The sequence below is a fragment of the Streptomyces sp. NPDC097595 genome, from assembly GCF_044761525.1.
GTDB lineage: Bacteria > Actinomycetota > Actinomycetes > Streptomycetales > Streptomycetaceae > Streptomyces > Streptomyces drozdowiczii_A.
In genome coordinates this window covers 309414-331622 of sequence record NZ_JBIWCN010000006.1, presented here as the reverse complement: position 1 = coordinate 331622, position 22209 = coordinate 309414, and the positions used below count along the sequence as shown (strand labels likewise).

The 22209-nt window shown below is 70.6% G+C and carries 20 protein-coding genes; 5 read left to right on the top strand and 15 right to left on the bottom strand.

The features are described from left to right. Positions 1 to 60 precede the first annotated feature (60 nt). Positions 61 to 1533, bottom strand: coding sequence for a recombinase family protein (locus ACIQZN_RS12935; RefSeq protein ID WP_403991582.1), 1473 nt, complete (start codon positions 1531 to 1533; stop codon positions 61 to 63). 197 nt (positions 1534 to 1730) lie between these two features. On the opposite strand from ACIQZN_RS12935, the gene ACIQZN_RS12930 reads away from it, so the two are divergent. Genes ACIQZN_RS12930 through ACIQZN_RS12920 form a run of 3 tightly spaced genes read left to right on the top strand, consistent with a single transcriptional unit; the run spans position 1731 to position 4741 of the window. Further along, positions 1731 to 3059 carry a DUF2252 domain-containing protein gene (locus ACIQZN_RS12930; RefSeq protein WP_403991579.1) on the top strand — a complete coding sequence of 443 codons (1329 nt, stop codon included), beginning with the start codon at positions 1731 to 1733 and terminating at the stop codon, positions 3057 to 3059. Between the two features lie 60 nt (positions 3060 to 3119). Beyond that, complete coding sequence (locus ACIQZN_RS12925) at positions 3120 to 3839, top strand: hypothetical protein (RefSeq protein ID WP_403991577.1); 720 nt, start codon at positions 3120 to 3122, stop codon at positions 3837 to 3839. Positions 3840 to 3889: 50 nt separating this feature from the next. After that, entirely contained in the window at positions 3890 to 4741 is an 852-nt protein-coding gene (locus ACIQZN_RS12920; protein WP_403991574.1) for a thioredoxin domain-containing protein, read from the top strand. A gap of 52 nt (positions 4742 to 4793) precedes the next feature. On the opposite strand, the gene ACIQZN_RS12915 is transcribed toward ACIQZN_RS12920, so the two are convergent. After that, positions 4794 to 5372 carry a dienelactone hydrolase family protein gene (locus ACIQZN_RS12915; RefSeq protein WP_391260981.1) on the bottom strand — a complete coding sequence of 193 codons (579 nt, stop codon included), beginning with the start codon at positions 5370 to 5372 and terminating at the stop codon, positions 4794 to 4796. Between the two features lie 37 nt (positions 5373 to 5409). On the opposite strand from ACIQZN_RS12915, the gene ACIQZN_RS12910 reads away from it, so the two are divergent. After that, complete coding sequence (locus ACIQZN_RS12910) at positions 5410 to 6543, top strand: mechanosensitive ion channel family protein (protein WP_403991571.1); 1134 nt, start codon at positions 5410 to 5412, stop codon at positions 6541 to 6543. 2 nt (positions 6544 to 6545) lie between these two features. Here ACIQZN_RS12910 and ACIQZN_RS12905 read toward each other — a convergent pair whose 3' ends face one another. The 5 genes from ACIQZN_RS12905 to ACIQZN_RS12885 all read right to left on the bottom strand — a co-directional run bounded on the left by ACIQZN_RS12905 (position 6546) and on the right by ACIQZN_RS12885 (position 11087). Further along, positions 6546 to 8132 carry a Na+/H+ antiporter gene (locus tag ACIQZN_RS12905; protein WP_403991568.1) on the bottom strand — a complete coding sequence of 529 codons (1587 nt, stop codon included), beginning with the start codon at positions 8130 to 8132 and terminating at the stop codon, positions 6546 to 6548. Positions 8133 to 8240: 108 nt separating this feature from the next. Further along, positions 8241 to 8714, bottom strand: a complete 474-nt coding sequence (locus tag ACIQZN_RS12900; protein WP_403991565.1) for a GNAT family N-acetyltransferase — start codon at positions 8712 to 8714, stop codon at positions 8241 to 8243. Then, positions 8714 to 9655, bottom strand: coding sequence for an RluA family pseudouridine synthase (locus ACIQZN_RS12895; protein ID WP_403991562.1), 942 nt, complete (start codon positions 9653 to 9655; stop codon positions 8714 to 8716). The genes ACIQZN_RS12900 and ACIQZN_RS12895 overlap by 1 nt, the downstream gene beginning before the upstream one ends. Positions 9656 to 9719: 64 nt before the next feature. Then, complete coding sequence (gene lspA / locus ACIQZN_RS12890; RefSeq protein ID WP_403991559.1) at positions 9720 to 10373, bottom strand: signal peptidase II; 654 nt, start codon at positions 10371 to 10373, stop codon at positions 9720 to 9722. Positions 10374 to 10430: 57 nt separating this feature from the next. Further along, entirely contained in the window at positions 10431 to 11087 is a 657-nt protein-coding gene (locus ACIQZN_RS12885; protein WP_403991556.1) for a TraR/DksA family transcriptional regulator, read from the bottom strand. 550 nt (positions 11088 to 11637) lie between these two features. On the opposite strand from ACIQZN_RS12885, the gene ileS reads away from it, so the two are divergent. Then, positions 11638 to 14781, top strand: coding sequence for an isoleucine--tRNA ligase (ileS, locus tag ACIQZN_RS12880; protein ID WP_403991554.1), 3144 nt, complete (start codon positions 11638 to 11640; stop codon positions 14779 to 14781). Positions 14782 to 15007: 226 nt separating this feature from the next. Here ileS and ACIQZN_RS12875 read toward each other — a convergent pair whose 3' ends face one another. The 8 genes from ACIQZN_RS12875 to murG form a co-directional block, all read right to left on the bottom strand. After that, positions 15008 to 16135, bottom strand: a complete 1128-nt coding sequence (locus tag ACIQZN_RS12875) for a DivIVA domain-containing protein (protein ID WP_132902200.1) — start codon at positions 16133 to 16135, stop codon at positions 15008 to 15010. Positions 16136 to 16184: 49 nt separating this feature from the next. Beyond that, entirely contained in the window at positions 16185 to 16469 is a 285-nt protein-coding gene (locus ACIQZN_RS12870) for a YggT family protein (RefSeq protein WP_018104460.1), read from the bottom strand. A 72-nt stretch (positions 16470 to 16541) separates the two neighbouring features. Continuing rightward, on the bottom strand, positions 16542 to 17159 hold the full coding sequence (locus ACIQZN_RS12865) for a cell division protein SepF (RefSeq protein ID WP_018104459.1): 618 nt from the start codon (positions 17157 to 17159) through the stop codon (positions 16542 to 16544). Between the two features lie 124 nt (positions 17160 to 17283). Next, positions 17284 to 18003: a YggS family pyridoxal phosphate-dependent enzyme gene (locus tag ACIQZN_RS12860; RefSeq protein WP_403991551.1), complete on the bottom strand. Its 720-nt coding sequence runs from the start codon at positions 18001 to 18003 to the stop codon at positions 17284 to 17286. A gap of 6 nt (positions 18004 to 18009) precedes the next feature. Then, complete coding sequence (gene pgeF / locus ACIQZN_RS12855; protein WP_403991549.1) at positions 18010 to 18768, bottom strand: peptidoglycan editing factor PgeF; 759 nt, start codon at positions 18766 to 18768, stop codon at positions 18010 to 18012. After that, on the bottom strand, positions 18765 to 19991 hold the full coding sequence (gene ftsZ / locus ACIQZN_RS12850; protein ID WP_403991548.1) for a cell division protein FtsZ: 1227 nt from the start codon (positions 19989 to 19991) through the stop codon (positions 18765 to 18767). The genes pgeF and ftsZ overlap by 4 nt, the downstream gene beginning before the upstream one ends. A 276-nt stretch (positions 19992 to 20267) precedes the next feature. Continuing rightward, positions 20268 to 21062 (bottom strand): cell division protein FtsQ/DivIB, encoded by a 795-nt coding sequence (locus ACIQZN_RS12845; protein ID WP_403991546.1) that lies wholly within the window; start codon positions 21060 to 21062, stop codon positions 20268 to 20270. A 51-nt stretch (positions 21063 to 21113) separates the two neighbouring features. Continuing rightward, positions 21114 to 22208: an undecaprenyldiphospho-muramoylpentapeptide beta-N-acetylglucosaminyltransferase gene (murG, locus tag ACIQZN_RS12840; protein ID WP_403991543.1), complete on the bottom strand. Its 1095-nt coding sequence runs from the start codon at positions 22206 to 22208 to the stop codon at positions 21114 to 21116. Between the last annotated feature and the right edge of the window lies 1 nt (position 22209).

Sequence of the window (22209 nt, the reverse complement as noted above, 5' to 3'; positions counted from 1 at the left end):
GGGCACGGCTGATGGGGCAACGTCGGAGTCTACGTCGCGAGCGACTGTCGGCGACGCGGCTCATCCAGGTAAGGGCCGGTCAAAATCTGCAAGGTCGCCAAGGTCACAAACACAGCGTTCGGACGCGTCGACCCGAGCACGCGGGCGTGGCGGCGCGCTCACGACAGCGCGCACGCGGCATCCGATCAGATAGCTTCCGCGTTCCTCCGGCGACCAGCGGTCCCATGCCTCCCACATCGGCTGGGCCGCTGCCCGAACCTCCCAGCCGCCGGGCACCCGGGGCTGTCGCTCGCACTCCGCGAGCCGGGACGAAGCCATGCGGTACTCATGGCGGAAGATGTTCACCGCATCGGGAGTACTGAACACACCCGACCGGCGATCATCCAGCAGTTCGGCCAGGTAGCTCCGCAGACGCGTGATCTCGTCCACGTGAGACACATCCGGACGGTATGTGTGCTCGACCACGGGGGCCTGCCGCAGGCGCTCTCGGAGCTCGGCAACAAGCCAGCTCTCCAGGATGTCGCCCTTGACACTCACTCCCCGATGCGGTTCGGCGAGCGGCCCCAAGCACCTGAACGTCTCGGATCCGGAGGACTCCGACCGCTTCATGTTTCGACCGCACATTCCGCAGGTGACGACGCCATGGAGCCAGTGTGAAGGCCTATTCGGTCGCCGTGGCCGGTACCTGACCTCGATCGCGTCCGTGATGCGTGCGAACTCCTCAGCGGACACCAACGGCGGCCAGAATTCCACCGGCCCGTCTTCCGCGCAGATCACCTTTCCGGTGCGGTGCTCGATCCTTCGGCCCAGCAGAGTCTGGGACGTCATGACGATCTTGATGGACTTGTGTGTCCAGGCTGACGGCACAGGGTCGATCTGCGCGGAATTGTGCACCCTGGGCGCGGGGATTCCCCGGGCCTGAAGATCGGCGGCGATACGCGTGGGAGCTTCTCCCATGAGGATGCGTTCGGCCATCTCGCGGATCACAGGCTCAGCCCGTTCGTCCCGGACCAGAACCTTCCCGCTTCCTTCCGGGTTCTGCGCCGGTCGTAGCCCGTACGGTACCCGCCCGCCCGTCCAGCGTCCGGACTTTCTGAGATGCCCCTGCGACGACAGCGTCCTCTCACGCCCGAGCTCCCTTTCGAACTGGGCGAACGAGGCCAGAACATTGGCTGCGAACCGCCCGTGCGACGTCGACATGTCCCAGCCGTCCTCGACTGTCACCAGGCGCACTCCGGCGTTGTCACAGGCGTCCACCACGGACGAGAAGTGGAGCAGCGATCGCGCGATGCGGTCGGCCCTCCAGGTCAGCAGGATGTCGTAATCGGACAGGGACGCGCAGAGCTCGCCCAGCGCGGGACGCTCTCCTGGTGCCTCGCCACCGGACACGCCACAGTCCTGATGGACCCGCAGCACCACCCATCCCTGCCGCTCCGCGTACGCCCTGCAGGACGCTTCCTGCCTGGCCAGGGACGTGCTCGACTCCGTTGAGCGCGACAGCCTGACGTAGACCACTGCACGCAAAACATTCACGGCATGCTCCTTGGACCGCCTGGTGCACCGGCCTACGAGCTTGGTCGAAGGTCGGTGCATTCATGGAGGTGACGCCGCCGCTTCACCCGATCCAGTGATGCCCGTCGGTGTCGGACAGGGCACGGATCCGGCACGTTCGACGTTCTCAGAATTGGCAGACACGAAGATCCCGGCACCACCGCAGGAAGCAGGCACCCATGGGCAGTACCTTCGAAGTCGCGACCGCAGAGCGCGAAGAGCAGATCCTCTCCGTCTTCGACACCGCCTTCGGTGCGCTTCTCGCCGCCGATCCGGCGGCCTTCCGTCTCAAGTTCCGCAAGATGGCCGCATCGGCCTTCGCGTTCTACCGGGGCACGGCCTGCCTGTTCTACGAAGACCTGGCTTCGTCAAGGGCCCGGGACCTGTTCCTGGACGAGCGGACCAGTCGGGTGTGGGTACACGGCGATCTGCACGCCGAGAACTTCGGCACGTACATGGACGCCAACGGCCGTCTGGTCTTCAATGTGAACGACTTCGATGAAGCTTTCGTAGCTCCCTTCACCTGGGACCTCAAGCGTTTCGCCGCCTCCGTCGCCCTGCTGGGGTACGCGAAGGCGCTGGGCGACGAGCAGATCACCGAGCTGGTACGGATCTACGCGGCGGCCTACCGCGAGCGCATCCGCGCCCTGGCCACGGGCGCCAAGAACGACGAGGTGCCTCCGTTCACGCTGGACACCGCCGAGGGGCCGCTGCTCGGCGCGCTGCGCACCGCCCGCTCGCTGACCCGGTTCTCGCTGCTGGACTCGATGACCGAGATCCGCGACTTCGAGCGCCGGTTCGCCGAGGGCGGCGGCGCGATCGACCTGGACGCGGCCACGCGGTACAAGGTGCTGGCCGCGTTCGACGGCTATCTGGAGACGCTGCCGGAGGCGAGCCTGACCCGCCCGGACTCCTACCGGGTCAAGGACGTCGTGGGCCGGCGCGGCATCGGCATCGGCTCGGCGGGCCTGCCCTCGTACAACATCCTCCTGGAGGGCAACAGCGACGCCCTGGAGAACGACGTCGTGATCTACCTCAAGCAGGCCCAGACCCCGGCCGTCTCCCGGCACATCACGGACCCGGCCGTGCGCGGCTACTTCCAGCACGAGGGACACCGCACGGTGATCTCGCAGCGCGCCCTCCAGGCCCACGCCGACCCGTGGCTCGGCTGGACCGAGCTCGACGGGGCCGGCCAGCTCGTCGCCGAGGTGTCGCCGTACGCGGTGGACCTGGACTGGTCCGACATCGACGAGCCCGACGAGATCGCGGCGGTCGTCGCCGACCTCGGCCGGGCCACGGCCACGATGCACGCGGCGGCGGACGACGAGAGCGGCCACTCCCTGGTGCCGTTCTCCACGGAGCGGGCGATCGACGCCGCCATCGCGGCCGACGAGGAGGGCTTCGGGGACCTCCTCGTGGACTTCGCCCACAGCTACGGCGCCCGGGCCCGCGCGGACCACCAGATCTTCGTGGACCTGTTCCGCAACGGCCGCATCCCGGGCCTGTAGGGCCTGCGAAACGGAACCTTTAGGGGTCGCTTACAGGTTCGCATGCGACACTCCTGGGCGATGGACATATCCGGGACGCAGCTCAGAGCGGCACGCGCGGCGCTTTTCACAGCGCTCGTCGTGACGCTCTCCGCCGCGTCCCACGTCCTGCTCTCCCAGGTCGCTCTGCCCCTGGTCCCCGTCGCCGTGCTGGCCGGGGCCGTCTTCGCGGCGGCCTACGCCCTGGCCGGCCGCCAGCGCGGCTTCGGGGCCATCGCCGGGCTGCTCGTCCCCCTGGAGCTGGCCGCCGACACCTTCTTCACCACCGGCCAGCACCTCTGTTACGGGGCGGCGGGCGGCCCGATAGCGGGCCCCCTGCGCTCGGTGGGCGTCGACGTCCTGTGCGGCGGCGGCGACCTCGGCCCCGGCACCGCACAGCTGGGCGACGTCGGCACCCCGCTCGCCTCGGTGACCGCGGGCGGCCAGGGCGCCGCCGCACTGCTCGCCTCCCCCGGCCCGCTGGTCCCCTGGCTGCTGCTGGCCGCCCATGTCACGGTCGGGCTGCTCGCCGCCGCCTGGCTGCACCGCGGGGAGCTGGCGCTCGCCGGGCTGCTCCGGGCGGGCGCGCTGCTGGCGTTCCGGCCGCTGCTGATCGCGGTGGCCGTGGTGCGCACGGCGGGCCACTCCCGGCGGACCGGGGCCCGCCCTGCCGCCTCCGGGCCGCTGCTGCCGGGCCGCGCCCGCCTCCTCGTGCACTCCGTGGGACGGAGGGGTCCGCCGCTCGGGGCCTGTGCCCTCTGAGCAACGCGAGCCCCGCACCGTACGACCCCCACTCCACGGAGAACACCACCATGAGCAAGCGCAACAGCCAGGCCAACAAGTCCGCCGCCCGCGAGCGGCTGCGCGAGGAGCGCGAGCGCCAGGCGAAGAAGGACAAGGCCCGCCGGCAGGTCGTCGTCGGCGTCTCGGTCGTCGCCGGCCTCGCCGTCGTCGCGGGTATCAGCTACGCGGTGATGCAGCTGAACAAGCCGTCCCACTGGGACTCCCTCAAGGACGAGAAGACGGTCGTCGCGCCCAAGAACACCTCGGGCAAGAACGGCACCACCGTCGTCATCGGCAAGGACAGCGCGAAGAAGACCCTGAAGCTGTACGAGGACTCCCGCTGCCCGATCTGCGCCTCGTTCGAGCAGACCGTCGGCTCGACCGTCACCAAGGACGTCGCGGACGGCAAGTACAAGATCCAGTACATAGGCGCGTCGTTCATCGACGGCGACAGCCTCGGCGGCGACAAACCGTCGGTCGGCACCCGCGGCGAGGGCTCCAAGAATGCCCTGAGCGCGCTCGGCGCCGCCCTGAACGTGAGCACCGACGCCTTCCTGGAGTACAAGAGCGCGCTGTACTCGGCCGAGTTCCACCCGGACGAGGCGGACGACAAGTTCAAGGACGACAGCTACCTGATCAAGGTCGCCGACTCGGTGAAGGACCTCAAGGGGAACAAGGCGTTCCAGAAGGCCGTCAAGGACGGCACGTACGACGCCTGGGCCCTGAAGATGTCCAAGAGCTTCGACGAGAACAAGGACGACGTGACCGGCACGCCGACCCTCGTCATGGACGGCAAGAAGATCACCGGCAGCGACGGCAAGAACGCGCCGATGACGGTCGAGGACTTCAACACGGCGATGACCGCCGCGCTGAAGGGCTGACCCGCACCCTTCGAAGGGCTCCGCGCGGCCACCGCGCGGAGCCCTTCGCGCTTCACAGCGTGGCCAGGAACCCGATCGCGACCTTCCAGGCCAGCTCCGCCGCCTCCCGGTCGAAGTCCGGCAGCTCCGGGTCGGTGAACAGGTGCCCGGCGCCCGGGTAGCGGTAGACCTCCACGTCCGCCCCGGTCCGCTGCATGTCCAGGTACCAGGAGTTCAGCCAGTCGGCCGTCTCGTACGGGTCGGGGTCGGCGACGTGCAGCTGTACGGGCAGCTCGTCCACCGAGGCGTTCTCGGCGATGTCCGAGGTGCCGTGCAGGAGCAGCAGCCCGCGCGCCTTCTCGTCGCCGAGCGCCAGCGTCTGGGCGACCGAGGCGCCGAGCGAGAAACCGGCGTAGACCAGGCCCTGGTCGGAGTAGGGCGCGGCGGCGAGCACGGCCCGCTTGAGCAGCTCCTCCTTGCCGGTCTCCTCGCGGAACGCCTCCGCTTCCTCCACCGAATCAAAGGTGTGCCCCGCGAACAGATCGGGCACGCGCACCTCGTGCCCCGCGGCGCGCAGCCGGTCGGCTGCGGCGTGCACGGCGGGGCGCAGACCGTACATCGAGTGGAAAAGCATGATGTTCATGACGCCCATGGTGCCAGTTGCGTTCGAAGGGATGGAGAGCGACAGCATGGAGAGTGTTCTGCGGCCGCTGATCGTCCTAGGCGGTTCGGTGGTGATCACCCTGGCGGCGGGCTGGCTGTTCGACTTCCTGCTGAGGCGCGCCGACGCCCGGCACCACGAGACCCCGCTGTGGGGCCTGCTGCGGCAGTGCCGGATCCCGTTCCAGCTGGTCATGTGCGCGGCGCTGCTGCGCGGTACGTATGCCAGGACCGGCCTCGGCCCGGTCCAGGACCACCGTGTGGGCATCGGCCGGCTGCTGACGCTGGTGCTGATCGGCGCGTCGGCCTGGCTGGTGGTACGGATCGCCATCGCGATCGTGGACTCCGTGTACGCGCGGTACGCGGCGGCCCACAACCGGGACCCGGCGCGGGTGCGTCGGGTGCGGACTCAGGTGACGCTGATCCAGCGCGTGGTCATCGCCGTTGTGACGATCCTGGCCGTCGGGGCGATGCTGCTGACGTTCCCCGAGATGCAGGCGGTGGGCACCTCGATGCTGGCGTCGGCCGGTCTCGTCGGCATCGTCGCCGGTGTCGCCGCCCAGTCCACGCTGGGCAACCTCTTCGCGGGCCTCCAGATCGCGTTCGGCGACATGGTCCGCATCGGCGACACCGTGGTGGTGGACGGCGAGTGGGGCACGATCGAGGAGATCACGCTGACCTTCCTCGCGGTGCGTACGTGGGACGAGCGGCGGATCACGATGCCGGTCTCGTACTTCACGGGCAAGCCGTTCGAGAACTGGTCGCGCGGCGGGGCGCAGATGACCGGCTCGGTCTTCTTCCACCTCGACCACTCGGCGCCGATCGAGGCGATGCGCGACAAGCTGCGGGACATCCTCGGCGAGTGCGCCGCCTGGGACGGCCGGAACTGGTCCCTGGCGGTCACGGACACCACCCCGACGACGATCCAGGTGCGCGCGGTGGTCACGGCGAAGGACGCGGACGACATCTGGACGGCGCGCTGCGCGGTCCGGGAGCAGCTGATCGGCTGGCTGCGCGACCACCACCCGTACGCGCTGCCGCGGGTCGCGACGGCCCCCGCGGCGCTCCCGCCCGGCGACGCCTGGCCCTCGGTGAACATGAACGGCAAGGACGAGAAGCCCGCGAGCAGCTGGAACCGGACCCCGCGCACCGGCCGGGGCTGAGCTCAGCGCAGGCTGCGTACGTCCAGCTGCCGCAGCACCCGGTCCACGACCTCCGGGTCCGATCCGGGCTCGCTGCGGGCGGCGAGCACGGCGTGGCGGGCGGCGGACATCATCTCGCGCTGGATCCGGCTGACCGCCTGGAACCGTTCGACGCGCTTGGCGTAGGCGTCGCGCCGTTCGTCGTCCACCATCTCCGGGCTGATCCGCGCCCCCACGTCGTAGGCGAGCCGGTGCAGCCGCTCGGTGACCTCCTCGGGGAAGTCCTCGGTCGCCTCGATCTCCTTGAGCCGCTGCCGGGCCGCCTTGGCCGCCCGGATCGCGAGGTCCTTCTCCAGGGCCGCCTCGGCGTCGGTGTCCGCGCGCACCCCGAGCCGCCGCACCAGCCAGGGCAGCGTCAGCCCCTGGAAGACCAGGGTCACCATGATCACGGAGAACGCGATGAAGACGATCTCGTCGCGGCCGGGGAACGGCTTGCCGTCGTCCGTCTCCAGCGGGATCGCGAGGGCCAGCGCGACGGAGGCCACCCCGCGCATCCCGGCCCACCACATGATCACGGTCTCCCGCCAGCTGGTGGGGATCTCCTCGCTGACGTCCCGCCGGGTGTGCAGCCGCTTGGCGAGCCAGGTGGCCGGCAGCAGGTACAGCAGCCGTACGCCGACGACGACGGCGACGACCGCGAGGCCCCAGCCGGCCGTCTCCAGCAGGCGCCCGTCGGCCGTGCCGAACACGTTGTGCAGTTCGAGGCCGATGAGCCCGAAGGCGATCCCGGTGACGAGGGTGTCGACGATCTCCCAGAAGGTGCGTCCGGTGAGCCGGCCGAGGACGTCGTCGGCGTCCGCGGTGTGCTCCGCGAGGAACATCGCGGTCATCAGGACGGCGAGGACACCGGAGCCCATCAGCTCCTCGGCGAGCACGTAGCTGACGAACGGCACCAGCAGGGTCAGCCCGACCTGGAGGGTGGCGTCGCCGAGCAGCCCCATCAGCTTGATGGTGAGCCAGCCGAGCGCGACGCCCACCGCGACGGCGACCACCGCTGACAGCACCAGCAGCCCGAACGCCTCGGGCCAGGAGAAGGTCCCGCTGACGGCCGCCGCGATGGCCACGTGGTACAGCACGATCGCGGTGACGTCGTTGAACAGCCCCTCGCCCTCCAGGATCGAGATGAGCCGCCGGGGCAGCCCGACGGACCCGGCGACGGCGGTGGCGGCGACCGGGTCGGGCGGGGCGACGAGCGCGCCGAGGGCGACGGCGGCGGCGAGCGGCAGCCCCGGCACGATCGCGTCGGCGACCGCGGCGACGGCGGCGGTCGTGAGGAAGACGAGGGCGACGGCCAGCAGGAAGATGGGCCGCTTGTTCGCGGCGAACTGCCGCCAGGAGGTGCGCTGCACCGAGGCGTAGAGCAGCGGTGGCAGCAGCGCCGGGAGGATGATCTCCGGCGGGATGTCCACGTTCGGCACGAAGCTGAGGAAGGCCAGCACGACACCGAAGAGCGTCATCAGCACCGGCGCCGGCAGCTTCAGCCGGTCCCCCAGCGGGACCGTGACCACGGCCCCGAGCAGCAGCAGGAGCAGCAGTGACATCTGGTCCACGGGGTGCCTTCCGAAGCGCTCCGGCCGGGCCCGGTCCCACGCCCGGCCGATGCCCCTCACCCTGCCATGCGCCCCCCGCCGCCCGGGCTCAGGGGGCGCGGCGGGGCGTCAGATCGTCCGGCGCATCGCCCGGTGCGGGATGCCCGCGTCCATGAACTCGGGGCCGTACGGCTCGTAGCCGAGGCGCTCGTAGAAGCACAGGGCGTGCGTCTGGGCGTGCAGGTCGACGGCGGTGAGGCCGTGGCTCCGGGCCGCGTCCTCGATGGCCCGCACGAGCGCGGCGCCGACGCCGAGCCCGCGTGCCTCCTTGCTCACCGCGAGCCGGCCGAGCGAGCCGACGGCCGGGTCCCCGCCGGTGTGCGAGGCGGCGGCGGGGCCGCTCAGCAGCCGCCCGGTCCCGAGCGCGGTGCCGTCGGCGGCGACGGCTATGACGTGCAGCGCGTCCGCGTCGTGGGCGTCGTACTCGATCTCCTCGGGCACGTTCTGCTCACCGACGAAGACCTCCTTGCGCACCTGGAAGCAGGCGGCGCGGTCCTGCTCGTCGGCGACGGTCCGGGTGGTGTACGCGAGGGGCCCGGTCATCACTGGCTCTCCGCCGCGATGCGGTCCAGCGCCTGCTGGAGGTCGTCGGGATAGGTGCTGGTGAACTCGACCCAGCTCCCGTCGGCGGGGTGCTCGAAGCCCAGCTTGACCGCGTGCAGCCACTGCCGGGTGAGGCCGAGGCGCTTGGCCATGGTGGGGTCGGCGCCGTAGGTGAGGTCGCCGACGCAGGGGTGGCGGTGGGCGGACATGTGCACCCGGATCTGGTGGGTGCGCCCGGTCTCCAGCTTGATGTCGAGGAGGCTGGCCGCCCGGTACGCCTCGATGAGGTCGTAGTGCGTCACCGAGGGCTTGCCGTCCGCGACGACCGCCCACTTGTAGTCGTGGTTCGGGTGGCGGCCGATGGGTGCGTCGATGGTGCCGCTCATGGGGTCCGGGTGGCCCTGGACCAGCGCGTGGTACTTCTTCTCCACGACCCGGTCGCGGAACTGGGCCTTCAGGAGGGTGTAGGCGCGCTCGGACTTGGCGACGACCATGAGCCCGGAGGTGCCGACGTCGAGGCGGTGCACGATGCCCTGGCGCTCGGCGGCGCCGGAGGTCGAGATCCGGTACCCGGCGGCGGCGAGACCGCCGATGACGGTGGTGCCGGTCCAGCCGGGGCTGGGGTGGGCGGCGACGCCGACGGGCTTCACGATCACCACGATGTCGTCGTCGTCGTGGACGATCTCCATGCCCTCGACGGGCTCGGCGACGATCTGGACCGGCGCGGGCGCCTGCGGCATCTCCACTTCGAGCCAGGCACCGCCGTGCACCCGCTCGGACTTCCCGACCACCGAGCCGTCCACCTGCACCTTGCCTGCGGCGGCCAGATCGGCGGCCTTGGTGCGGGAGAAGCCGAACATCCGGGAGATGGCGGCGTCGACGCGCTCGCCCTCCAGGCCATCGGGGACGGGCAGGGTGCGGACCTCGGGTTGCGTACTCACCAGTCGAGTATGCCTTGCCCCCGCCGGTCCTCGTCCCGCGGTCCGAAAGGCCCTGGGAAAGGACCTAGTCCTTGTGCACGGTCCCGTCGGGGTCCAGGCCCTTGAAGGAGAGGAGCACGATCAGGATGCCGCCGCAGACGATCGCGGAGTCGGCCAGGTTGAAGACGGCGAAGTGGGCGGGGGCGATGAAGTCCACCACCGCGCCCTCGAAGACGCCCGGCGCGCGGAAGATGCGGTCGGTGAGATTGCCCAGGGCCCCGCCGAGCAGCAGGCCGAGCGCGATGGCCCACGGCAGGCTGTACAGCTTGCGGGCCAGCCGCGCGATCACCACGATGACGGTCGCCGCGATGATCGTGAAGATGATCGTGAACGCCTCGCCGAAGCCGAACGCGGCCCCCGAGTTCCGCAGGGCGTCCAGCTTCAGCCAGTCGCCGATGAGCTCGATCGGCTCCTGGTGCTCCAGCTTCGCCACGACGAGCATCTTGCTGCCGAGGTCCAGCAGATACGCGACGACGGCGACGCAGAACAGCAGGATGACCCGGCGCCGGCGGGTGGCCGGCGAGCGGTCGACGGCCGCGTCCGCCGCGGTGGCCCCGGAGTCCTGGGCCTCCGGCGCACCCGGGTCCGGGGAAGCGGCCGAGCCGTCCGGCCCGCTCTCTCCGCTTCCCTCAGCCCCGGTGATGTCCGGCGTACCGATGATGCGCTCCGCCTCTGCCACGTGAGTCCCTCAGCCTAGTTCCCGATTGAGGACGAGGGTACGGCACGCCCGTGCGAATCAGCCGCGTCGCTCCTGCTTCTGTTTGTCCTCGACACACAGCGTGGCCCGGGGGAACGCCTGCATCCGCGCCTTGCCGATCGGCTTGCCGCAGACCTCGCACAGCCCGTACGTGCCGGCCTCCAGACGGGCCAGGGCGCGCTCGGTCTGGTCCAGCATCTCCTGGGCGTTGGCGGCGAGCTGCATCTCGTGCTCGCGGGTGATGTTCTTGGTGCCGGTGTCGGCCTCGTCGTCGCCCGCCCCGTCGCCGGAGTCCCGCATCAGCCCGGCCAGCGCGAGACCGGACGCCTCCAGCTCGTTGCGGAGCCGGGTGGCCTCGCCGGTCAGCCCGTCCCGCGCGGCGGCGACCTCCTCCGGCGTCCAGGGGTCCTCGCCCGGCCGTACGGCCAGGTCTCCCGGCGCCGTGGCGACCCGGGCGGGCGGCACGGGTGCCGCGTCCTCGCCCGCGGTCCGGGTACCGGCCGCGCTCTTCTTGGCTACCACCGTGTGGGCTCCCGTCTGATCGGCGGCCTCGGCCGCCCCCGTGGTCGCCGAGGCCGCGGTGGCCCCGGTCTTCTTCGGCGTGGTCTTCTTCGACGCGGTCTTCTTCGACGCGGTCTTCCGGGCCGCCGCCTTCTTGGCGGAGGTCTTCTTGCCGGGCGCCTTCTTCTCCACCATGGCCGCGGCCCCTTCACACACTGTGATCTTGCTCGCGAGTCGTGCTGGGACGATAAGTCGACCCCCGGCCCGCGGCAACGGGGCACGCCGCCGCATCCCGCCTCCCCGTGTCCGGATCACCGTGTGCCTGCATCCGTTGTGCCCAGCTCCCCGCCGGGTAATCCGGCTTTCCGCCGCGCTCCGGGCCGCGCTCCGGACGCGTACGTCCCGTATGGCCATTCGGGTCACGCCCGGCCCCTCCGTAAACCGGTCGGACGCCGTGCCCCAGGGCCCGTACACTGGCCTCAGCGAGAGGCGTGGATGGGACGAGTAGCGTCGTACGCAGCCAGCAGCGACCCGGGGACGGTGGGAGCCCGGGGGCGAGCGCGTCGTGAAGATCACCCCGGAGCCGCCGGAAGAACGCCCCGAGGGGCCAGTAGAACCGGCATCGCACCCCAATGAGGGGGCCCGGGGCGCACGCCCGGGGCCAAGGAGGGTGGTACCGCGGGGACCGGCTCGGTTCTCGTCCCTCCGACGGAAGTGGAAGACGTCCGCCGGAGGAAGCCCGCACATGACATCGCCGCAGTACCGCCAGGTACCCGCCCAGGTCGACCTGCCCGCCCTTGAGCACGCCGTGCTCGACTTCTGGCGCGAGAACAAGGTCTTCAACAAGAGCCTCGACCAGTCCGAGGGCCGCCCCGAGTGGGTGTTCTACGAGGGCCCGCCGACCGCCAACGGCATGCCCGGCGCCCACCACATCGAGGCCCGCGTCTTCAAGGACGTCTTCCCCCGCTTCCGGACCATGCAGGGCTACCACGTGGGCCGCAAGGCCGGCTGGGACTGCCACGGCCTGCCGGTCGAGCTGGCGGTCGAGAAGGAGCTGGGCTTCAACGGCAAGAAGGACATCGAGGCGTACGGCATCGCCGAGTTCAACGCCAAGTGCCGCGAGTCCGTGACCCGGCACACCGACGCCTTCGCCGAGCTCACGACCCGCATGGGCTACTGGGTCGACCTGGACGACGCGTACCGCACGATGGACCCCGAGTACGTCGAGTCCGTGTGGTGGTCGCTGAAGGAGATCTTCAACAAGGGCCTGCTGGTCCAGGACCACCGCGTCGCCCCCTGGTGCCCGCGCTGCGGCACCGGCCTGTCCGACCACGAGCTGGCACAGGGCTACGAGACGGTCGTCGACCCCTCGGTCTTCGTGCGCTTCCCGCTCACCTCGGGACCGCTGGCCGGCGAGGCGGCACTCCTGGTCTGGACGACGACCCCGTGGACCCTGGTCTCGAACACCGCCGTCGCCGCGCACCCGGACGTCACCTACGTCGTCGCGACGAACGGCGAGGAGAAGCTCGTCGTCGCCCGGCCGCTGGTGGAGAAGGCGCTCGGCGAGGGCTGGGAGCTCACCGGCCAGTCGTTCACCGGCCGCGAGATGGAGCGCTGGACGTACGAGCGCCCGTTCGCCCTGCTCGACTTCCCGGCGCCCGCGCACTACGTCGTCAACGCCGAGTACGTGACGACCGAGGACGGTACGGGTCTGGTCCACCAGTCCCCCGCCTTCGGCGCCGACGACCTCCTGGTCTGCAAGGCGTACGGCCTGCCGGTGGTCAACCCGGTCCGCCCCGACGGCACCTTCGAGGAGGACCTGCCGCTGGTCGGCGGGGTCTTCTTCAAGAAGGCCGACGAGGCCCTCACCGAGGACCTCGACGACCGCGGCCTGCTCTTCCGCCACGTCCCGTACGAGCACAGCTACCCGCACTGCTGGCGCTGCCACACCGCGCTGCTGTACTACGCGCAGCCGTCCTGGTACATCCGCACCACGGCGGTCAAGGAGCGGCTGCTCCAGGAGAACGAGAAGACCAACTGGTTCCCGGACTCCGTCAAGCACGGCCGCTTCGGCGACTGGCTCACCAACAACGTCGACTGGGCGCTCTCCCGCAACCGCTACTGGGGCACCCCGCTGCCCATCTGGCGCTGCGAGGAGGGCCACCTCACCTGCGTCGGCTCGCGCGCCGAGCTGGGCGAGCTGTCCGGCACGGACCTCTCCGGCCTGGACCCGCACCGCCCGTTCATCGACGACGTCACCTTCGCCTGTACGCACGAGGGCTGCGGCCTGGAGGCGCGCCGCGTCCCCGAGGTCATCGACGCCTGGTACGACTCGGGCTCGATGCCGTTCGCGCAGTGGGGCTACCCGTACAAGAACAAGGAGATCTTCGAGAGCCGCTACCCGGCGCAGTTCATCTCGGAGGCCATCGACCAGACCCGCGGCTGGTTCTACACGCTGATGGCGGTCGGCACGCTCGTCTTCGACAAGTCGTCGTACGAGAACGTCGTCTGCCTGGGCCACATCCTCGCCGAGGACGGCCGGAAGATGTCCAAGCACCTGGGCAACATCCTCCAGCCCATCCCGCTCATGGACCAGCACGGCGCGGACGCGGTGCGCTGGTTCATGGCGGCGGGCGGCTCCCCCTGGGCGGCCCGGCGCGTCGGCCACGGCACGATCCAGGAGGTCGTCCGCAAGACGCTCCTCACGTACTGGAACACGGTGGCCTTCCAGGCCCTGTACGCCCGTACGTCGAACTGGGCGCCCTCGGCCGCGGACCCGGCGCCCGCCGACCGCACGGTCCTGGACCGCTGGCTGCTCGGCGAGCTGAACACGCTCGTCGACCAGGTCACGCAGGCGCTGGAGGGCTACGACACCCAGCGCGCCGGCAAACTGCTCTCCGCGTTCGTGGACGACCTGTCCAACTGGTACGTGCGCCGCTCCCGGCGCCGCTTCTGGCAGGGCGACAAGGCCGCGCTGCGCACGCTGCACGAGGTGGTGGAGACCGTCACGCGGCTGATGGCCCCGCTGACCCCGTTCATCACCGAGCGGGTCTGGCAGGACCTGATCGTGCCGGTCGCCCCGGACGCGCCGGAGTCGGTCCACCTGTCGTCCTGGCCGAAGGCGGACCCGGCGGCGACCGACCCCGCGCTCTCGACGCAGATGGCGCTGGTGCGGCGCCTGGTCGAGCTGGGCCGGGCCACGCGTGCGGAGTCGGGCGTCAAGACCCGCCAGCCGCTGTCCCGGGCGCTGGTCGCGGCCTCGGGCTTCGAGGCCCTGTCCGCGGAGCTGCGCGCCCAGATCACGGAGGAGCTGAACGTCTCCTCGCTCGCCTCCCTCTCCGAGGTGGGCGGCTCGCTGGTCGACACCACGGCCAAGGCGAACTTCCGGGCGCTCGGCAAGCGCTTCGGCAAGGGCGTCCAGGCGGTGGCCAAGGCGGTCGCGAACGCGGACGCGGCGGCCCTGTCGCTGGCGCTGCGCGAGGGCACGGCGTCGGTGGAGGTGGACGGCGAGACGGTCACCCTCGCGCCGGACGAGGTGATCGTCACGGAGACCCCGCGCGAGGGCTGGTCCGTCGCCTCGGACTCGGGCGCGACGGTGGCCCTGGACCTGGAGATCACCCCGGAACTGCGGCGGGCGGGCCTGGCCCGTGACGCGATCCGCCTGATCCAGGAGGCCCGCAAGAACAGCGGCCTGGACGTCGCGGACCGCATCGCCGTCCGCTGGACCTCCACGTCCCCCGCGACGACGGAGGCCCTCACGGAGCACGCGCCGCTCATCGCGGACGAGGTCCTGGCCCTGGACTACGCGGAGTCCGAGCCGGACACCACGTACGGCCCCCCCTTCGAGGACGAGGGCCTGTCCCTGACGTTCCACCTCCGCAAGGCGTAGCCGTAACCCGAGGGGCCCGGCCGGAGAACATTCCGGCCGGGCCCCTTCCCGTCCCCCGCCGTAGAAATCAAGCCCCTCCGGCGGTTGAGGAGCGGGGGTCCGGGGGCAGAGCCCCCGAATCGGCGCCGAGGCGGGCCGCGTACGCAAAAGGGCCGGGCCCCGGGGAAAACCCCGGGGCCCGGCCCTCAGCCTGCCGACGGCTACGCGCTCACCGCGCGCAAGCCGGTCAGTTGTCGTCCTCGTCGATCAGAAACCCACGCATCGGCGACGGCGCCTGCTGCATCGGCTGCGGCGCCTGCGGCCGCACCGGCGCCATCGGCTGCGTCATCGCCGGCGACATCTGCTGCTGACCGCCGTACGACGGGCCACCGCCCATGGACGGGTTGCCCCCACCCATCGGCTGACCGCCGTGGTTGCCGCCCATCGTGTGCCCCATGGCACCCGCACCGGCCGGAGCCAGCGAGGGCGACGGCGGCAGCGACGCGGCGGCCGGCGTGCGCGGCGGAGCCAGCGAGTCGTCCGCCTGGGTCTCCAGCTGACGCAGCTGGCTCTCCAGGTAGGACTTCAGACGCGTCCGGTACTCGCGCTCGAAGCCCCGCAGGTCCTCGACCTTGCGCTCCAGCGTCGCGCGGGCCGACTCCAGCGAGCCCATCGCCACGCGGTGCTTCTCCTGCGCGTCCCGCTCCAGCGCGTCCGCCTTGGCGCGGGCATCCCGCTCCAGGCCCTCGGCGCGGCTGCGCGCCTCGCCGACGATCTTGTTGGCCTCGGAACGGGCCTCCGCGATCGCCTGGTCGGCGGTCTGCTGGGCCAGGGACAGGACACGGGCGGCGCTGTCGCCACCGGGGCCCTGCTGCTGCATCTGCGGCGGCGGCTGCATCTGCTGCATCTGCTGCTGCGGGTTGTGACCGCCCATGGGACCGCCCATCGGGCCGCCCATGGGACCACCCTGCATCGGGCCGGGGCCGTGCGGGCCCTGCGGACCGGGGCCGTGCGGGCCCTGGGGGCCGTGACCGCTGGGACCGGCGGGCAGCTGCGGAGCGCCACCGGGCAGCTGGGGGGGACCCATCTGCGGGGGCTGCTGCTGGACCGGCGGGCCCGATATGGCGGCGGGCACCGGGGCACCCGGCCGGTCCTGCTGCTCCGGCGGCTTGCGCATACCCTGCTGCTGGTTCTGCGCAGCGGCACGCGTGGCGGCGGCCAGCTTGGCACGCAGGTCCTCGTTCTCACGGAGCAGGCGGGTCAGCTCCGACTCGACCTCGTCGAGGAACGCATCGACCTCGTCCTCGTCGTAGCCCTCTCGGAGGCGGACCGTCGTGAACTGCTTGTTCCGCACATCCTCGGGAGTCAGCGGCATCTCTTCTTCACCTCTACGTAGTCGTCGGCAGTCGGCAAGACCGTATCGCTCACAGCCTGACCACGATGCTGATCAGGATGGAAACGATGATCATCAGAACGAAGAAGGACAGGTCGAGTGCCACGCCCCCGAGACGCAGCGGCGGGATGAACCGCCGCAGGAGCTTGAGCGGTGGATCGGTGACCGTGTAGGTCGTCTCCAGGACGACCACCATCGGCTTCCCCGGCTGCCATGAACGTGCGAACTGGAAGACGTAGTCCATGACGAGCCGGAAGATCAGCACGATGAGGAAACACATCAACGCGATGTAGACAACACTTTGTGCGACGCCCATCTCTCGCGCTTCCCTCTCCCCTGGCTCTCGTAGCACCGGCCTCTCGGCCGGGTTGTTCCCGGTGTCGTGTTCTCAGCTCTGGTTGAAGAATCCGCCCTCTGCGATGCGGGCCTTGTCCTCCGCCGTGACATCGACGTTAGCAGGCGACAACAGGAACACCTTCTGTGTCACTCGCTCAATGCTGCCATGGAGACCGAAGACGAGTCCCGCGGCAAAGTCGACAAGTCGCTTTGCGTCCGTATCGTCCATCTCCGTGAGATTCATGATCACCGGAGTGCCCTCACGGAAGTGTTCCCCGATGGTACGGGCCTCGTTGTACGTCCTGGGGTGCAGCGTCGTGATCCGGTAGGGCTCGCGCTCGGACACGACCTTGGGCATGATCACCGGTGCGTTCTTCTCCATGTTCGGACGTTCAGGTGTGATGGATGCCACGGGTGCGATCCGGGCGGGTCGCTCACGCTCCGCGGGGATCTGGACCGGCTCCCGCTGCGCCGGCGGCTGGACCGCGCGTACCGGTTCGTCGCGCTCCCGGTCCCGCTCCACCTGATGCGCGGGTTGGTGCCGGCGCCGGTCGCGCTCGGGCTCCGGCTCGGGTTCGAATTCGTCGTCGGGGTCGAACCCCGGGCCGTCGTACCCATCGTCCTCCACGAGGCCGAGGTAGACCGCCATCTTGCGCATCGCGCCGGCCATGCTCTGAGTCCTCCGCTCTGTGGTGGATCGGCATCTGTCACCAAGTGCCCGCGATCCACTCCGGCCCTCCCGCGCTGGGCGGTAATGACCATATTTTCTGCTGTGGTCCGACTTCTTGGCGACGTTACCCGAGCCCGGGTCGGACTCCGAGTACCGCAGTACCGACGCGCACATGTGTCGCTCCGGCCGCAATGGCGTCCTCGAGGTCCGCACTCATCCCTGCAGAGACCATGTTCGCAGCCGGATGGTTCCCGCGCAGCCGGGATGAGAATTCCATCAGCCGGTCGAACGCGGCCCGTTGCCGCCCCGCGAAGGGGCCGGCGAGCGGTGCGACGGTCATCAGTCCGTCGAGCCGGAGCCCGGGCGCGGCGGCGACCGCGTCCGCCAACTCCTCGATCCCGTCGGGCGCGACGCCCCCGCGGGCGCCCCGCTCACCGCTCTCCGCGTCGAGCGCGACCTGGATCAGACAGCCGAGTTCGCGCTCGCGCCGCCCGGCCGCCGTCGAGAGGGCGGTCACCAGCTTCGTACGGTCCACGGACTGCACGACATCGGCATAACCGGCCACGGAACGGACCTTGTTGGTCTGCAACTGACCGACAAAGTGCCAGGAGAGGGACAGGTCTGCGCATTCCGCAGCCTTGGGGGCGGCGTCCTGGTCGCGGTTCTCCGCGACCTGGCGCACACCGAGTCCGTGCAGAATCCGCACATCGCTCGCGGGATAGGTCTTGGTGACCACGATCAGGGTCACCTCCTCCCGCTTACGGCCGGCCGCGACGCAGGCCGCAGCGATCCGTTCCTCCACCCGCGCCAGATTCGCGGCGAGTTGTTCCTTGCGTTCCGTCATGCCCTATCAGTCCAGCCAGACATATCCGGCGAGCCGCCCGGTGGTGCGGTCGCGTCGGTACGAGAAGTGGTCGCCCGATTCCAGGGTGCAGAAGGGCGACGCCTGCCGGTCGGTGACGCCGAGCTCCGCGAGCTGGGCGTGCACCCCGCCGGTGACGTCCACCGCGGGGGTGCCCCAGCTGGTCTCGGACCATGAGCCTGGCACGCTCGCGGCGACCTCGTCCCGCATCGCGGCCGGCACCTCGTAGCACCGCCCGCAGACGGCCGGCCCGGTCCGGGCGGTGATCCGGGAGACCTCCGCGCCCAGCCGGACCATGGCCTCGACCGCGGCCGGCACGACCCCGGCGACCAGCCCCGGCCGCCCGGCGTGCGCCGCCGCGACGACGCCGGCCTCCGGGTCGGCGAGCAGGACGGGCGTGCAGTCGGCGGTCAGCACGGCGAGCGCGAGTCCGCGCCGCGCGGTGACCACCGCGTCCACGGCGGGGATCTCCGCCGCTTCGCCCCAGGGTCCTTCGACCACGGCCACGTCCCGGCCGTGGACCTGGTTCATCCAGACGACCCGCGCCGGATCGAGCCCCCGGGCGCGCGCGGCCCGTTCGCGGTTGGCGAGCACGGCGGCGGGGTCGTCGCCGACCGCGCCGCCAAGGTTCAGCTCCGCGTACGGGGCGGCGCTCACTCCGCCCCACCTGTCGGTGAAGGAGAAATGAGCGCCGCCCCGCGAAAAGACAGAGACCGTCGGGCTCACTGCGTCATGCGGACCTATCACTTCAAGAAGTCCGGTACGTCCAGCTCTTCGGCCTGGGAGTCCGAGTAGGGACGGGCCGGCGGGACGTGCGGCGGCGAGACGACCGGCGGAAGGTGGGTCTCACCCGACACCGGAACCGGCTCGGACTGCACCGGCGGCTCCTCGCGCGGCGGCACGGACCCGAGTCCGCCGGACGACTGGCGCACCGGCTCGGGCGCGGACCGGACCGGCGTCGGGGCCGGCTCCTCGCGCTTGGCGCTGTTCGCACCGAGGACGTTCTCCCGCCGGGCCGGCGGCTGTCCGCCGTCGAAGCCCGCCGCGATGACGGTGACCCGCACCTCGTCGCCGAGGGCGTCGTCGATGACCGCGCCGAAGATGATGTTCGCCTCCGGGTGGGCCGCCTCGCTCACCAGCTGGGCGGCCTCGTTGATCTCGAAGAGACCGAGGTCGCTGCCGCCGGAGATGGAGAGCAGGACACCGCGGGCGCCGTCGATGGACGCCTCCAGGAGCGGCGAGGAGATCGCCATCTCCGCGGCGGCCACCGCGCGGTCGTCGCCGCGGGCGGAGCCGATGCCCATGAGCGCGGAACCGGCCTCGGACATGACCGACTTGACGTCGGCGAAGTCGAGGTTGATCAGGCCCGGCGTGGTGATGAGGTCGGTGATGCCCTGGACACCCGAGAGCAGGACCTGGTCCGCCGACTTGAACGCGTCGAGCACGCTGACCTGGCGGTCCGAGATGGACAGCAGCCGGTCGTTGGGGATGACGATGAGGGTGTCGACCTCTTCGCGGAGTTCGGCGATGCCGTCCTCCGCCTGATTGGCGCGACGCCGGCCCTCGAAGGTGAACGGGCGGGTGACCACGCCGATCGTCAGGGCGCCGAGCGAGCGCGCGATGTTGGCGACGACGGGTGCGCCACCGGTGCCGGTGCCACCGCCTTCGCCTGCGGTGACGAAGACCATGTCGGCCCCCTTGAGGACCTCCTCGATCTCCTCACGGTGGTCCTCTGCCGCCTTACGACCGACGGCCGGGTTCGCCCCGGCGCCGAGGCCGCGGGTGAGTTCGCGGCCGACGTCGAGCTTGACGTCGGCGTCGCTCATCAACAGGGCTTGCGCATCCGTGTTGATCGCGATGAACTCGACGCCCTTGAGACCGACCTCGATCATTCGGTTGATGGCATTGACACCACCGCCGCCGACACCGATGACCTTGATGACTGCGAGGTAGTTCTGCGGTGCTGCCACGTCGAAGGCCTCTCGCCTCGAGTTACGTGTCGTCGCTTCGCGGTGATCCCGCTGCGACGACGGATGCCGATTGGGACGGTCCGAACGCCGACCCAAACCCTAACGTTCAAGTTTAGGGTTACCAGTGTGTCTGCTTCATGGACTCTTCCGAACAGGACACTAAGTCGACAAGTGGCGCACGTTCAACGAACACGCCGAACCTCCCGTTTTTCTTTTCACCCTATGTGATCACCCGTAGCGCTGACCAACCAGGGTGCTGGCCAGGCCAAATGCACGTCAACCACCCGACACCGCGGGGGCGGTGGGGGCACTCACGTCGAAGTGTCCCGCTTTGGGGGCGGCCTTCAGGAGAGCGGTGAGGACTTTCGCCTTCGCCGCGCCCGCTCCGCTGCTTCCCCACATCACCGTGCGATCCCCGCCGAGTTCCAGGGAGATGGCGTCGTACGAGTCGACCCGGATGACCCGGGTGTCCTCGGCGACGCCGTCCGGGAGGTCACCCGCGACCCGGACCGCTTCCCGCACCAGCCGGTCACTGCCGAATCGGCGCAGACTCGCGGAACGGCCCGTGGCCATTTCCAGCAGAGGCACATGCCCGGGCGACTTGTCCACCGTCGCGAAGTGCACGCCCTCGTCGTCCACTTCGATGAACTTTCCGCCCTTTTTCACCAACAGGACCGGCTTTCGTTCGGTCACCTTAAGTCCGATGCCGTGCGGCCATGACCGAACGACATCCACCTCGTCGATACGAGGCAACTTCTGGCGCAACCTTTTCTCGATGGCGCCGGTGTCCACGGAGACGAGCGGGGCGCCCATCGGCGCCGCCGCGGCACGTTCCACCTCGGCCGGTGTCAGCACCCGGACGCCGGTGATCCTGACCTGTTCGACCCGCAGCCAGGAGGAGCCGTACAGCGCCCAGACGACGCCGGAGCCGAGCAGCAGCACGGCTCCGGCGATCAGGAGCAGCAGCCGGCGCCGGGAGACGCGGCGCCCCTCGGGGCGTGGGCGCGGCGGCCGGTCCGGGGCGTCCTCCTGCTTCCCTGCACCACGCTGGGCGGTCGTCGGTCCGGCCACGCTCGCTCCTTATGCCGGGCCCGGGGGCCACCGCCCCCGGACCCGTCCGCCTCACGCGTTACGGCGTGCGGCAATCGCCTCGTACACCATGCCGACCAGCAGATCGTCGGCGTCCCGGCGGCCGAACTCGGCGGCGGACCGGGACATTTCATACAACCGGTGCGGATCGGACAGCACCGGGAGGACGTTGCCCTGCACCCACTCGGGGGTGAGCGCGGCGTCGTCCACCAGCAGACCGCCGCCGGCGTTGACCACCGGCTGGGCGTTGAGCCGCTGTTCGCCGTTGCCGATGGGCAACGGGACGTAGGCGGCGGGCAGTCCGACGGCGGAGAGTTCGGCGACGGTCATCGCGCCCGCGCGGCAGAGCATCATGTCGGCCGCGGCGTACGCGAGATCCATCCGGTCCACGTACGGTACCGGGATGTAGGGGGGCATCCCGGGCATGTTGTCCACGCGCGGCAATTCGTTCTTCGGGCCGACCACGTGCAGGATCTGGATTCCGGAGCGCTGGAGCAGCGGAGCGACGCGCTGCACCACCTCGTTGAGGTGGCGGGCGCCCTGCGAGCCGCCGGAGACCAGCAGCGTCGGAAGGTTGGGGTCGAGGCCGAACGCCGCGCGCGCCTCGGGGCGGACCCGGGCCCGGTCGAGGGTGGCGATGGTGCGGCGGAGCGGGATACCGATGTAGCGGGCGCCGCGCAGCTTGCTGTCGGGCGTGGAGACCGCCACGCCGTGCGCGTACCGCGAGCCGATCTTGTTGGCCAGACCGGGGCGGGCGTTGGCCTCGTGGACCACGATCGGGACGCCCGCGCGCTTGGCGGCGAGATAGCCCGGCAGGGCCACGTAACCGCCGAAGCCGACCACGCAGTCGGCCCTGGTGCGTTCCAGGATCTGCTCGGCGGCCTTGATGGTGCCGCGCAGTCGGCCCGGGACGGTGATGAGTTCGGGGGTGGGCTTGCGCGGCAGCGGTACGGCCGGGATCAGCGCCAGCTCGTATCCCCGTTCGGGTACGAGTCTGGTCTCGAGTCCGCGCTCCGTGCCGAGAGCGGTGATCCCCACGCTCGGGTCCTGCCTGCGCAGGGCGTCCGCGAGGGCGAGCGCGGGCTCGATGTGGCCGGCGGTCCCCCCGCCGGCGAGTACGACATGCACC